Origin of the sequence: Pseudomonas sp. NY15356 (assembly GCF_048068175.1) — a bacterium.
In the GTDB taxonomy this organism is placed as follows: domain Bacteria; phylum Pseudomonadota; class Gammaproteobacteria; order Pseudomonadales; family Pseudomonadaceae; genus Aquipseudomonas; species Aquipseudomonas putida_K.
Window position 1 is genome coordinate 88,308 of record NZ_JBLUPW010000003.1, and the last position, 12,896, is coordinate 101,203.

12 protein-coding genes are annotated in these 12,896 nt (G+C 61.5%); 7 read left to right on the forward strand and 5 right to left on the reverse strand.

Going from position 1 to position 12,896, the window contains the following annotated elements; translation table 11 throughout:
• Positions 1 to 31 precede the first annotated feature (31 nt).
• A complete protein-coding gene (locus ACNFCI_RS04250) occupies positions 32 to 994 on the forward strand; it encodes a LysR family transcriptional regulator (RefSeq protein ID WP_368828731.1) in 963 nt (320 codons plus the stop codon).
• On the opposite strand, the gene ACNFCI_RS04255 is transcribed toward ACNFCI_RS04250, so the two are convergent.
• Positions 936 to 1,154, reverse strand: coding sequence for a PA3496 family putative envelope integrity protein (locus ACNFCI_RS04255; protein ID WP_084855293.1), 219 nt, complete (start codon positions 1,152 to 1,154; stop codon positions 936 to 938). The two genes, ACNFCI_RS04250 and ACNFCI_RS04255, sit on opposite strands and share 59 nt — an antisense overlap.
• Before the next feature lie 151 nt (positions 1,155 to 1,305).
• Complete coding sequence (gene hexR, locus ACNFCI_RS04260) at positions 1,306 to 2,172, reverse strand: transcriptional regulator HexR (protein ID WP_043209971.1); 867 nt, start codon at positions 2,170 to 2,172, stop codon at positions 1,306 to 1,308.
• A 104-nt stretch (positions 2,173 to 2,276) separates the two neighbouring features.
• Here hexR and zwf point away from each other — a divergent pair, with 104 nt between their 5' ends.
• From zwf to ACNFCI_RS04280, 4 genes are all read left to right on the forward strand, one after another.
• Positions 2,277 to 3,743: a glucose-6-phosphate dehydrogenase gene (zwf, locus tag ACNFCI_RS04265; RefSeq protein WP_084855419.1), complete on the forward strand. Its 1,467-nt coding sequence runs from the start codon at positions 2,277 to 2,279 to the stop codon at positions 3,741 to 3,743.
• An 86-nt stretch (positions 3,744 to 3,829) separates the two neighbouring features.
• Complete coding sequence (gene uvrD / locus ACNFCI_RS04270) at positions 3,830 to 6,016, forward strand: DNA helicase II (RefSeq protein WP_416767480.1); 2,187 nt, start codon at positions 3,830 to 3,832, stop codon at positions 6,014 to 6,016.
• A 190-nt stretch (positions 6,017 to 6,206) separates the two neighbouring features.
• Entirely contained in the window at positions 6,207 to 7,055 is an 849-nt protein-coding gene (locus tag ACNFCI_RS04275; RefSeq protein ID WP_224457454.1) for a Tim44 domain-containing protein, read from the forward strand.
• 230 nt (positions 7,056 to 7,285) lie between these two features.
• A complete protein-coding gene (locus tag ACNFCI_RS04280) occupies positions 7,286 to 7,693 on the forward strand; it encodes an SMI1/KNR4 family protein (protein WP_084855290.1) in 408 nt (135 codons plus the stop codon).
• A gap of 178 nt (positions 7,694 to 7,871) precedes the next feature.
• On the opposite strand, the gene ACNFCI_RS04285 is transcribed toward ACNFCI_RS04280, so the two are convergent.
• Positions 7,872 to 9,632, reverse strand: coding sequence for a cation:proton antiporter (locus ACNFCI_RS04285; RefSeq protein WP_084855289.1), 1,761 nt, complete (start codon positions 9,630 to 9,632; stop codon positions 7,872 to 7,874).
• 322 nt (positions 9,633 to 9,954) lie between these two features.
• Between ACNFCI_RS04285 and ACNFCI_RS04290 the strand changes: the two genes are divergently transcribed.
• Positions 9,955 to 10,440, forward strand: coding sequence for an acyl-CoA thioesterase (locus tag ACNFCI_RS04290; protein ID WP_084855288.1), 486 nt, complete (start codon positions 9,955 to 9,957; stop codon positions 10,438 to 10,440).
• A 41-nt stretch (positions 10,441 to 10,481) separates the two neighbouring features.
• On the opposite strand, the gene pdxY is transcribed toward ACNFCI_RS04290, so the two are convergent.
• Positions 10,482 to 11,354 (reverse strand): pyridoxal kinase PdxY, encoded by an 873-nt coding sequence (gene pdxY / locus ACNFCI_RS04295; RefSeq protein WP_084855287.1) that lies wholly within the window; start codon positions 11,352 to 11,354, stop codon positions 10,482 to 10,484.
• 117 nt (positions 11,355 to 11,471) lie between these two features.
• Here pdxY and ACNFCI_RS04300 point away from each other — a divergent pair, with 117 nt between their 5' ends.
• On the forward strand, positions 11,472 to 11,864 hold the full coding sequence (locus ACNFCI_RS04300; protein WP_416767482.1) for a DUF3301 domain-containing protein: 393 nt from the start codon (positions 11,472 to 11,474) through the stop codon (positions 11,862 to 11,864).
• Here the strand turns inward: ACNFCI_RS04300 and ACNFCI_RS04305 are convergent, their stop codons facing one another.
• Complete coding sequence (locus ACNFCI_RS04305; RefSeq protein WP_416767484.1) at positions 11,865 to 12,833, reverse strand: CobW family GTP-binding protein; 969 nt, start codon at positions 12,831 to 12,833, stop codon at positions 11,865 to 11,867.
• Positions 12,834 to 12,896: the final 63 nt, after the last annotated feature.

Consider the following 12,896-nt stretch of genomic DNA (forward strand, 5'->3'; position numbering starts at 1 on the left):
GTAACAAGGTATTGCGCGGAGGCGGGGGAAAATGCGTAAGTCATTGATGCGCATGACTTTAAGGCAGTTGCAGATCTTCAACGAAGTGTGCGACCTGCGCTCCTACAGCCGGGCGGCCGAAGAGATGGCGTTGACGCAACCCGCCGTAAGTCTACAGATCCGCCAGCTTGAAGAGCTGGTCGGCCAGCCGTTGTTCGAATATGTCGGCAAGAAGCTGTACCTCACCGAGGCGGCCGAAGCCCTGCAACGCGCCAGCCGGGACATCTTCGGGCGCCTGGAAAACCTCGATATGCAGCTGTCGGACATGCAGGGCTCGCTGCAGGGGCAACTCAAGCTGGCGATCGAATCCAGCGCCAAGTACTTCGTGCCGCACCTGTTCGCCGCGTTCAAGCAGCGCCACCCAGAGGTCAACCTGACCCTGACGGTGGTCAACCGCGCCCAAGCGATCCGGCGCCTCTCGGACAACCGCGACGACCTGATCATCATGTCGATGGTGCCCCAGGACATGGGCCTGGAATTCATGCCGTTCCTGAACAACCCTATCGTTGCCGTGGCACCGCCGGACCATCCGCTGTGCAAGCTGGAAAAACTCCGCCTGCAGGAGCTGGAGCCTCACACGCTGCTGGTTCGCGAGCAGGGCTCGGGCACGCGCAAGGCCTGCGAAGAATACTTCAAGGATAAGCGCGTGCATTTCACCCAGACCCTGGAAGTCGCCTCCGCCGACGCCCAGCGCGAGTGCGTGATCGCAGGCCTGGGCGTCGCCCTGCTGACTCGCCACGCGGTGAACATGGAGCTGGCCACCGGCGTGTTGAAGGAGTTGCCGGTCGAAGAGCTACCCCTGTATCGCAGCTGGTGCGTGGTGCAGTCCAAGGCCAAGCGTCAGTCGCCGGTGGCGTTGGCGTTCCTGGCGTTCATCCGCAATGAACGGGCGAAGATCAGCGGGCTTGTGGAGCGATTTTCGGGGAAGATGCCGCCGATACCTGCCATACCGTGATGTCTTGCAGGTCAGGGTAATCGGTGATCTCGCGAAGCAGTTGGCGCTGGTCGCAGTAGCTTTCGATCGCGCGGCGGAACTCCATACGGCGCTGGTCTTTTTCCTGCTGCTTGCGAGCCTTGGCGCTGGGTTGGTACGAACCGTCATGATCACGTGCCATTGCCTGTCTCCCAGAAAGGATGCGGGAGTTTCAGACTGGTCTTTCGGGTTTACGGTTTTGCGGTGGTTTGGTGACAGAATCGTGAATTTTCACTGCCTATACCGCCTTTTCGCGGGTTTATCCGCGAAAGCGCCAGCACAGGCTACAGCGATCAGTCGTCGGTAGCCTTGATCGACTTGGGCGACAGCCGCAGGCTGCGCAGGCTGCGCTTGACGCTCTTGAGGTGGTTGACCAGGCTCGGCCCGCGGGCCATGGCCACGCCCATCGCCAGCACGTCGATCACCACCAGGTGAGCGATACGCGAGGTCAGCGGGGTGTAGATCTCGGTATCTTCATGCACATCGATGGCCAGGTTGACGGTGGACAATTCAGCCAACGGCGTCTGGCTCGGGCACAGGGTGATCAGGTTGGCCCCACTTTCACGCACCAGGTTGGCCGTGATCAGCAGGTCCTTGGAGCGGCCCGATTGGGAAATGCACACCGCCACATCGCCAGGCTTGAGCGTCACCGCAGACATGGCCTGCATGTGCGGATCGGAATAGGCCGCGGCACTGAGCAGCAGGCGGAAGAACTTGTGCTGGGCATCGGCCGCCACCGCACCGGATGCACCAAAGCCATAGAACTCCACGCGCTGGGCCTGGGCCATGGCGGTTACCGCCTGTTGCAAGGCCTGGGGATTGAGGTGTTCGCGCACCTCCATCAAGGTATGTAGCGTGGTATCGAAGATCTTCAGGCTGTAGTCGGCGACCGAGTCGTCCTCATGGATCGCGAACTGCCCGAAACTGGCGCCAGCAGCCAGGCTCTGCGCCAGCTTGAGCTTGAGGTCCTGGAAGCCCGAACAACCGATCGCCCGGCAAAAACGTACGATGGTCGGCTCGCTGATCCCAACGCTGTGAGCCAGGTCGGCCATGGAGCTGTGCATGACGGCAGCCGGATCGAGCAGCACATGGTCGGCCACTTTCAGTTCCGATTTGCGCAGCAAATGGCGCGATTGGGCGATATGTTGCAACAGATTCACAGGCTGGACTCGGTTATGATCGGCTGGCCGGGATGTAGCTTTCTTGTAGTTATACTACAAGACCCGCGACCCGCCCAGCTAAACGAACGTGGAGAGTGGTGGTTTTGACTATTCCTTGCGACATCCTGGTATTCGGTGGTACGGGCGACCTGGCCCTGCACAAACTGCTGCCGGCGCTCTATCACCTGTATCGCGAGAGCCGCCTGCACAACGCCGTGAGGATCATCGCCCTGGCCCGGCGCAACCTGCCACGGGACGAGTATCTCAAGCTCGCCGAACGTAACTGCCGAGCCCAGATCGCCCGCAACGATTTCGAGGAAGATGTCTGGCGGCGCTTCTGTGCACGCCTGGACTACTTCGCCATGGATGCCTTGCAAAGCGCCGATTTCGTGCGCCTTGCGCGCTACCTGGGCGAGCCTGGAGGGCTGGCCCGCATCTACTACCTGGCCACCGCACCCAACCTGTTCGTGCCCATCGCCAACCACCTGCGCATCGCCGGCCTTGCCGACAGCGAAGCACGCATCGTGCTGGAGAAGCCCATCGGCCACTCGCTGGAGTCGGCTACGGCGATCAACGAAGCCATTGGTGCGGTATTCGACGAGACCCAGGTGTTTCGCATCGACCACTACCTGGGCAAGGAAACGGTCCAGAACCTCATGGCACTGCGTTTTGCCAATGCCCTGCTGGAGCCGGTTTGGCGCAATAGCCAGGTCGACCATGTACAGATCAGCGTGTGCGAAACCCTGGGCGTGGAGAACCGCGGCGCCTACTACGATCGCGCGGGAGCGACCCGCGACATGCTGCAGAACCACCTGTTGCAGCTGTTGTGCCTGGTGGCCATGGAGCCACCGGCGCAGTTCGACGCCGAGGCGGTGCGTGATGAAAAGGTGAAGATCCTGCGGGCGCTCAAGCCGATAACCGGCCAGGACGTGCAGGACAAGACCGTGCGCGGCCAGTATGGCGCCGGACACATCGGCGGCCAGGAAGTGCCGGCCTACTACTTCGAAAAGGATGTGGACAACGACAGCGACACCGAGACCTTCGTCGCCGTGCACGCGCATATCGACAACTGGCGCTGGGCCGGCGTGCCCTTCTACCTACGTACCGGCAAGCGCATGGCGCGGCGCTCATCGCAGATCGTCATCCAATTCAAACCGGTGCCACACGAGTTGTTCAACGGCGGCCAGGTCAACCAGCTGCTGATCCAGCTGCAGCCCGAGGAGCGCATCAGCCTGCGCATGATGACCAAGAGCCCGGGCAAAGGCATGCGCCTGGCGCCGGTCGAGCTGGACCTGAACCTGGCCCAGGTGTTCGGCCAGACCCGCCGCTGGGAAGCCTACGAGCGTTTGTTGCTGGACGTGCTCGAAGGGGACTCGACGCTGTTCATGCGACGTGACGAAGTGGAAGCCGCCTGGGCCTGGATCGACCCGATCCTCAAGGGCTGGGAGGAGCACTTCCAGCCTCCTCGCCACTACGCTGCCGGAAGCAACGGGCCAGAGCAGGCCAACAGTTTGCTGGCCAGGCATGGCAACCAGTGGTATCGAAGCCCAACCGCCGACCGGGCGTCATGAGCGACCCGATGAGCGACAACACCAGAAGGTGAATATTCATACAGTAGGTGTTTGTCCCTTAACCGGCTTGGCCCTAGAATGGCCGGATGCACACAGACGACCTCTCCCTCCTGTTGAACTCCCTCAATGATGCCCAACGCCAGGCCGTCGCGGCCACGCTTGGGCGTCAGCTGGTGCTTGCTGGCGCCGGTTCCGGTAAAACCCGCGTGCTGGTGCACCGCATCGCCTGGCTGATCCAGGTCGAGCAGGCTTCGCCGCATTCGATCCTGTCGGTGACGTTCACCAACAAGGCCGCCGCCGAAATGCGCCAGCGGATCGAGCAACTGCTGGGCATCAACCCAGCGGGTATGTGGGTCGGGACCTTCCACGGCCTTGCGCACCGCCTGTTGCGTGCGCATTGGCAGGAAGCGCGCCTGGTGCAGAACTTCCAGATTCTCGACAGCGACGACCAGCAGCGCCTGGTCAAGCGGGTGATTCGCGAGCTTGGCCTCGACGAGCAGCGCTGGCCGGCCCGCCAGGCCCAGTGGTTCATCAACGGGCAGAAGGACGAAGGCCTGCGCCCGCAGCATATCCAGGCCGGCGGCGACCTGTTCCTGGGCACCATGCGCAGTATCTACGAAGCCTACGAGCAAGCCTGTGAACGTGCCGGGGTCATCGATTTCTCCGAGTTGCTGCTGCGCGCCCTGGACCTGTGGCGCGACCACCCTGGGCTGCTCGAGCATTACCAGCGACGCTTCCGTCACTTGCTGGTGGACGAATTCCAGGACACCAACGCCGTGCAGTACGCCTGGCTGCGCCTACTGGCTGGCCAGAACGGCGGCAGCTTGATGGCCGTGGGCGACGATGACCAGTCGATCTATGGCTGGCGCGGAGCCAAGATCGAGAACATTCACCAGTACACGGCCGATTTTCCTGATGCCGAGCTGATCCGCCTGGAGCAGAACTACCGTTCCACCGGTGGCATCCTCAAGGCGGCCAACGCCCTGATCGCCAACAACAGCGGGCGTCTGGGCAAGGAACTGTGGACCGACATGGGCGAAGGCGAGCCGCTGACTTTGTACGCCGCCTATAACGAACACGACGAAGCACGCTATGTGGTCGAGACGATCGAGAGCCTGATCAGGCAAGGCAATGCGCGCAACGACATCGCCATCCTGTATCGCTCCAACGCCCAGTCGCGGGTACTGGAAGAAGCCCTGCTGCGCGAACGCATTCCCTATCGCATCTACGGTGGCCAACGGTTCTTCGAGCGCGCCGAAATCAAGAATGCCATGGCGTACCTGCGCCTGCTCGAGGGCCGCGGCAACGATGCCGCCCTCGAGCGGGTGATCAACGTGCCGCCGCGTGGCATCGGCGAGAAAACCGTCGAAGCCATCCGTGACCACGCTCGTCACAGCCAGCTTTCGATGTGGGAGGCGATGTGCCAGCTGCTCGCCGCCAAAGCCTTGAAAGGCCGCGCGGCAAGCGCCTTGGGCGCCTTCATCGAACTGATGGAAAACCTGGCTGCCAAGACCCTGGACATGCCGCTGCACCTGATGACCCAGACCGTCATCGAGCAGTCCGGCCTGATCATCTATCACCAGGAAGAAAAAGGCGAAAAAGGCCAGGCCCGGGTAGAAAACCTCGAGGAACTGGTCAGCGCCGCGCGCAACTTCGAGACCAGCGAAGAGGATGCCGACCTTTCGCCGCTGTCGGCCTTCCTCGGCCATGCTTCCCTGGAAGCCGGCGATGCCCAGGCGGACGAACATGAAGACAGCGTGCAGTTGATGACCCTGCACAGCGCCAAGGGCCTGGAGTTCCCCTATGTGTTCCTGGTAGGCATGGAAGAAGGCCTGTTCCCTCACAAGATGAGCCTGGAAGAGCCCGGCCGCCTGGAAGAGGAACGTCGCCTGGCTTACGTGGGCATCACCCGGGCCATGCGCCAGCTGATCATGACCTACGCCGAAACTCGTCGCCTGTATGGCAGCGAAACCTATAACAAGGTGTCGCGTTTCGTACGGGAAATTCCGGCAGGGCTGGTACAGGAAGTGCGCCTGTCCAATAGCGTCAGCCGCCCCTTCGGCGGTAACCAGACCAGCTCAAGCAGCCTGTTCGCCAACGCCAACATTCCACAAACGGCCTTCACCCTGGGCCAGCGGGTGCAGCATTCGGTGTTCGGTGAGGGCGTGATCCTCAATTTCGAAGGCTCGGGTGCCCAGGCACGGGTGCAGGTCAACTTCGTCGAGGGCAGCAAGTGGCTGATGCTGGGTTACGCCAAACTGGAAGCGATCTGATACCGGACGCAAGGGCTTCCAGTCGCTTGTAGACTTTTCTTTCGTCCACTGACGAAAGGTCCTATGCACTGAATGGGCTTGGGTACAGGCCCATCAGGCAAAAGATGGAAACATTATGGCGCTGGTCATGTGCACAACAACCTGTGCAACATGACGCGCGTGCAATCCACCCACAGGGGAAATCCCATCTATGCAACGTTTTCTTAGCATCGTACTGGCGCTGTGCGTCGGCCTGACGCTGAGCCTGGACGCCAACGCCAAGCGTTTCGGCGGCGGCAAGAGCTCGGGCTCCGCGCCTATCCACCAGACCCGCCAGGCTACGCCAACCACGCCGGCCGCCGCGCCGACCGCCCCTGGCCGCGCTCCGGCCGCCGCCAGCGGTGCTTCGCGCTGGCTGGGCCCATTGGCCGGTATCGCCGCGGGCGGCCTGCTGGCCTCCATGTTCATGGGCGACGGCTTCCAGGGCATGCAGATCCTCGACTTCCTGATCATGGGCCTGATCGCCTTCCTGGTGTTCCGCTTCATCGCCGCGCGTCGTCGTCAGCAGCAGCCGCAGCACGCGGCCGCCGGCCACGCACCCTACCAGCGTGAAAGCCATGCCCAGCCAGCCCAACCGTCGGTCTTCGGTGGCGCCGCAGCGCCTGCCGCCACACCGGTGATCAACGCACCGGCCTGGTTCAACGAGCAGAACTTCCTGAGCGCCGCACGCAGCCACTTCATGTCGCTGCAGCAGCACTGGGATGCCAACGAGATGGACAAGATTGCCGAGTTCGTCACCCCGCAGATGCTCGAGTTCCTCAAGCGCGAGCGTGCCGACCTGGGTGATGGCTTCCAATCCACCTACATCGACAACCTCGATGTGCAGCTCGAAGGCGTCGATGACCGCGCCGACAAGACCATCGCGACCCTGACCTTCCACGGCGTTTCGAAGACCTCGCGCTTCGACCAGGGCGAAGCGTTCAGCGAAAGCTGGCATATGGAGCGTGCGCAGGGCGAGAACCAGCCTTGGCTGCTCGCCGGTATCCGCCAGAACGGCTGATTCTTCGTCTGGCAAATATTGGGGCTGCCTTGCAGCCCTATCGCGGGACAAGCCCGCTCCAGGCGTTCGGTGTTGCACCGTTCTTGTAGGAGCGGGCTTGTCCCGCGATAGGGCCGCAAAGCGGCCCCAAGCTTTTTGTTTCCGCCCCTGCCCGGGGTTTTTGCTTTTGGCAGACTGGCCTACTAGGGTATAACGCGCAGCGTTGTCATCTAGGTCAGAGGATGTAAGCCGTGGAAGAAGTGATCGAACAACTCCGGGAAGCCAATGAGCCAGTCCCCGTGCCGCTGGAGCTGCCAGACGAGGACTTGCTGGTAGAGATCGAAGAGCAGCTGTTCATCAATATTCCCTTCGTGTTCAAGGAATTTCTGCTGACCGTCAGCGATGTGGTCTATGGCAGCCTGGAACCTGTCACCGTCACCGATCCGCAGTCACACACGTACCTGCCTGACGTTGCTGCAAACGCCTGGGATGCGGGCGTGCCCCGAGACCTGATCCCCCTGTGCCAGGACGGCGACAACTACTACTGTGTCGAGGAAGACGGTACCGTGGTCCTGTGGGATGGCGATGAAGAAGCCATCGCCGAAGACAACTGGGAGTCTGTCTGGCATTGGGCCAGGGATGTCTGGCTGGAAAGCTGACACCTGCGCTGCACATGGCCAGCAAAAGCCTACAGTCTTTGTAGGCTTTGCCTACATGCCAAGCATGGCTCTTAGCCACCACTCCACGTAGAATCGCCTGGCTTTCTGCGCTTGGCCGCGTCGCTACCGCTCCATCCCCTCGGACTTCGATCAAATCAAGCGCAGAAAGCCCTCCCCCTCAATGGGTTTGGTCACGATTGTTGTCCAGCGTTTCCAGCAGGGCGATCTGCATGCGGGAATGAACCCGGATGAACCAACGCCACAGCAACGCCACCACGACTGCCGCTACCACTGCGATCACCAGCAAGAGCTCGTTGGTCGGCAGGATGCTCGCCGAAAGCGCGGACAGCAGCAGGAAGATCACCAACAGCGACAACAACGGAATCACCTCGGCAATCACTCGTCTCACACGCTGGGTATGCCGCCCGGCCATCTCTGGCTTTACGCCCAGTTCGGCCAGCAACATCGAAAGCGCCTTGAGCTTGCGGTAGGCAGCAATCAGGAACGGCAGCGACAACAACAGCGCGGCGCCCCAGATCAACGCCTTCTGCCGGCTGATATCACCGACCCACTCCATGAGCCAGGTGCCGATACGCTCAGCGAAATAACCGCCACTGAAGAAGATCGCGATCACCAACGCCAGGTTCACACCCACCTGCAACAGGATGCGCCGGATCATCGCAGCCACCATGGCGCCTTCCCCATGAGGCTGGATGCTGCGCAGCCATTCACCGTAAAGCGACAACACCCGTGCCAGCCGAGCGGGCACCACCTTGCCGAGCTTCAGCGACAAGGGATCGGCGGCGCGAATCAGGTAGGGCGTGAGTAGCGTCGTAATTGCCGAAACAGCCACCGCAACCGGGTAAAGGAAGTCACTGGTGACCTGCAAAGTCATGCCCAGGGCCGCGATGATGAAGGAGAATTCGCCGATCTGCGAAAGGCCCATCCCCACGCGCAACGAGGTTCGCCCGTCGTTGCCGGCGATAAAAGCACCCATGCCGCATGACAGCATCTTGCCCAGCACCACCGCCAGGGTGATTACCGCAATCGGCCAGGCGTAGTCGACCAGCACGCGCGGGTCGATCATCAGGCCGATGGCCACGAAGAAGATGGCACTGAACAGGTCGCGTACCGGTTCGATCAGGCGCTCGATCTTCAGCAATTGCCGGGACTCGGCCATGATCGCGCCGATCAGGAACGCCCCCAGGACCATGCTGTACTCGAGCTTGACCACCAACAGGCAGAAGCCGAAGCACAGGCCCAACACGGTGATCAGCAGCATCTCGTTGCTTTCGAACTTCGCCACGTAGGCCAGCAGCCGTGGCACCAGCAGGATGCCGATGACCAGGGCGACGATCATGAACAGCGACAGCTTGCCCACTGTAGAAAACACCTCGCCCGAACTGACCGTGCCGCTGACCGCGATACCTGATAGCAGGGCAATGATGCCGATGCCAAGGATGTCCTCCACGATCAGCACACCGAAGATCAATTGAGCGAAGCGCTCGTGCTTCATCTTCAGGTCGTTGAGCGCCTTGACGATGATGGTGGTCGAGGAAATAGCCAGGATCGCGCCCAGGAACAGCGAGTCCATGGTGTTCCAGCCAAACCAGCGGCCGATCTCGAAGCCGATCCAGATCATCAGGACGATTTCCAGGAAGGCCGCGATGAACGCCGTGGCGCCGACCTTGAACAGCTTGCGCAAGCTGAATTCCAGGCCCAGGCAGAACATCAGGAAAATCACCCCGAGTTCAGCCAGGGTCTTGATGGTGTCTTCATCGTGGATCAGGCCGAAAGGTGGTGTGTGCGGGCCGATGATGAAGCCGGCGACGATGTAGCCCAACACGACAGGTTGCTTGAAACGGTGGAAAAGAATGGTGACTACCCCGGCCACCAGCATGATCACGGCCAGGTCCTGAATGAAGCTGATGGCATGCATGGCGAGGGACTCCTTTTCTCGTTGCCGGGGCAGACCGCTCCTCTGCCGAGGCAAACCCGAGCGAGCAGCAAGTACATACTGTTTCAATGCAGGAAAGCCCAAGTTGCATGGGCTCGCTCAGGTTAACATCGCGCCTGTGTGCGGAAAGCCAATGCAATATGCAGAAACAGATCGGCGATTTCGTCGCCAGCGATGGCATGATTCGCGTGACGATGGCGCTTCGGCCGACGTCCCGTACCAGAATGTGAAACCACATTGAGGGGAAACAGAAGTGTCTGCAGATACCCGCCCCGTTTCAGCGCAACCAACCCGTGAGCACACTATGGAACCTGGAAACGCCCAGTTGACGATGACTGTCCTGATGACCCCGGACATGGCCAATTTCTCGGGCAACGTACATGGCGGCACTCTGCTCAAGTACCTCGACGAAGTCGCCTACGCCTGCGCCAGCCGCTATGCCGGCACCTATGTGGTGACGTTGTCCGTAGACCAGGTGATCTTCCGCGAGCCCGTGCATGTCGGCGAGCTGGTGACGTTCCTCGCCTCGGTCAACTACACCGGCAATACCTCGATGGAAGTGGGCATCAAGGTGGTGACCGAGAACATCCGCGAGCGCTCCGTGCGCCACTCCAACAGCTGTTTCTTCACCATGGTCGCGGTCGACGACAACCGCCGCCCGGTACAGGTACCACCACGCCAGCCGCAAACCAGCGAGGAAAAACGCCGCTTCCTGCAGGGCCAGCAACGCCGGCAGATCCGCCAGGAACTGGAGCAGCGCTACCAGAACCTCAAGACCGACTCCATCTAATCCCTGCCGAATCTGCAAGGACAAGCAGCAGCTGGAGAGACCTAGATCGCCAAACGTTGCGCCTCGAAGCGCACGCGCGGGTGGGCGATACGATCCTGAGCCCGCACCAGCTGCAGTTCGTAGCTGGCGCAGGCCTGGGTTTCCAGCAGCACCTCATGCACAGCCGCAGCGGTGAACTCGAAGGCCTGGACCCAGCTCTCGCCCAACAATACCCTAGCCAGGAACAGCCCCGAGGTCAGGTCACCCACGCCTACCGGCTGACGCGGAAAGGCCAGCAGCGGGCGGCACAGATGCCAGCAGCCTTCGCCGGTAACCAGCAGCATCTCGAAGCTATCCTCCGCGCGCCCCGGGTAGGCCAGGTGCTTGACCAGCACCACCTTCGGCCCACGTTCGAGCAGGCCGCGAGCCATGGCCACGCAATCTTCCAGGGACTGGGCCCTGCGACCACAGAAGCTGTCCAGCTCAAGCTGGTTCGGGCAGAGGATGTCCGCCACCGAAGCGGCCTCGTCGAGTAGGAACTCGCTCACCTCCTCTGGGACGATGCAGCCTTTTTCCGCATGGCCCATGACCGGGTCACACAGGTACAGCGCCCTGGGGTTCACCGCCTTGATCCGCTGCACACCCGCCAGGATCGCACGCCCTTGTTCGGCACTGCCCAGGTATCCGGACAACACCGCGTCGCAGTGGCCCAGCTCGCCGATGTTGGAAATGCCTTCCACCAACGCAGGAATTTGCGCTGGAGCAAGCACTTCGCCGGCCCACTGGCCATACTGGGTATGGTTGGAGAACTGCACGGTATTGAGTGGCCAGACATTCACGCCGACCCGTTGCATGGGGAACACCGCCGCGCTGTTTCCGGCATGGCCGAAGACCACGTGGGACTGGATGGCAAGCAGATGCGGTGTACGTTTCATGCGAATTTTCCAAAGCTGTTTCAAAAGTATGCGGCGCGCAGTATGAACCCGATTGCCACCTGTACGACAGGCCAGGGACACAGTTAAGCTGGACCGACCTGTTTGGAGCATAAGCAAATGTTGACCCTGGAGAACCTGTTCGTCCTGATGGTGGTAGCCGCCGCCGGCGCCTGGTTATGGCACAACCACGGGCTACGCGAGAAGGCGCTCGCGCGGGTCAAGCAGCATTGCGCCAAGCTCGACCTCGAGTTGCTCGACGATAACGTCGCGCTCAAGCGCATCGGGTTCGTACGCGACGCCAACGGGCGCAAGCGCCTGGCTCGTATCTATGGGTTCGAATTCACCGTCACCGGCGAGCAACGCCATCCGGGTACCGTCACCCAATTCGGCGCCCACACCCTGCAGATCGAACTGGCACCCTACCCGTTCGAGATCAAGTCGCCACCCAGGTCGGACAACGTCATCGAGATGCAGCAGTGGCGCCAGGAACACAACCGCTGGCATAACTGATCAGTCATCCAGGCAGCAGGCAGCCAACGCGGCCTTCAAGGTGTCCAGCGGCTGGGGCTGGTCGAAGATCAGTTCCAGCCGCGTGTCCTTGCGCCATTCGCTCGCCTGCCAGCTCAGTTCCTCGCCGTTGAGGGCGTTGAACGACTGCCAGCCAATCGCGCTGTGGATAACACCTTTGGCCCGTCGCCACCGCCAGGCTTGCAGAAACCGCTCCAAGCGGCCCGAGTCGAAACGCTGCGTAGGGTGCCAGCGCCAACCAATACTCCATCCCCCCTCCCCGGCCTGAGCGAGACAGATAGGTTGGCGTAGATCGGGCCAAAGCACGTTCAAGGCGGGCGCAGGTTCATCCACAGGTGATTTATCCACAGATTCTGTCGATGCAAGAGCGCTGCTCGGTAGATGATCCAACGCAAATGCCCCATGCTCTGTCCAATAGGCTGGCAAATGGGGCAGTCGAGCACTTATCAACAGGCGGTTTTGTTCATCCACAGAGGCCGATTTGTTGAAGACCAGCACTCCGGCTGCCGCCAAGGCCGTCTGTTGTGCTTCCGGCAATGGCTCGCCACGTGCCAAGGCCTGGGTATCCAGGACCATCAGCAGCGGCTGCACTGCCAGCACACCTGACCACGGGGCCTGCCGGAGCTGGTCAAGCAACTGCACCGGGTGGCCAAGCCCGGACGGTTCGATGAACAAGCGGTCGGGCCTGGCCTTGCGCAGCAAACGCCCCAGGCCGACTTGGAACGGCATGCCATTGACGCAACACAAGCAGCCACCGGCGACTTCACCAATGGCAATACCCTCGTTGTCACGGCTCAAAAGCGCCGCATCCAGGCCCACCAGGCCGAACTCGTTGACCAGGACCGCCCATCGTTCATTCGACGGGCGCTGGGCCAACAGCTGACGTATCAGGCTGGTCTTGCCCGCGCCCAATGGGCCTGCGATCACGTGGGTAGGGATGTTCTGCAGCATGGGAAAGTGCCTGGAAAAAGCGGTCGCCCCACTATGCCCCTTCGGTCAAGCCCGTCAAGCGTC

Coding starts and splice junctions, on each gene's coding strand:
- ACNFCI_RS04250 (WP_368828731.1), top strand. CDS start 32: ATGCGTAAGTCATTGATGCGCATGACTTTAAGGCAGTTGCAGATCTTC.
- ACNFCI_RS04255 (WP_084855293.1), bottom strand. CDS start 1,154: ATGGCACGTGATCATGACGGTTCGTACCAACCCAGCGCCAAGGCTCGC.
- uvrD (WP_416767480.1), top strand. CDS start 3,830: ATGCACACAGACGACCTCTCCCTCCTGTTGAACTCCCTCAATGATGCC.
- ACNFCI_RS04275 (WP_224457454.1), top strand. CDS start 6,207: ATGCAACGTTTTCTTAGCATCGTACTGGCGCTGTGCGTCGGCCTGACG.
- ACNFCI_RS04285 (WP_084855289.1), bottom strand. CDS start 9,632: ATGCATGCCATCAGCTTCATTCAGGACCTGGCCGTGATCATGCTGGTG.
- ACNFCI_RS04290 (WP_084855288.1), top strand. CDS start 9,955: ATGGAACCTGGAAACGCCCAGTTGACGATGACTGTCCTGATGACCCCG.
- pdxY (WP_084855287.1), bottom strand. CDS start 11,354: ATGAAACGTACACCGCATCTGCTTGCCATCCAGTCCCACGTGGTCTTC.
- ACNFCI_RS04300 (WP_416767482.1), top strand. CDS start 11,472: ATGTTGACCCTGGAGAACCTGTTCGTCCTGATGGTGGTAGCCGCCGCC.
- ACNFCI_RS04305 (WP_416767484.1), bottom strand. CDS start 12,833: ATGCTGCAGAACATCCCTACCCACGTGATCGCAGGCCCATTGGGCGCG.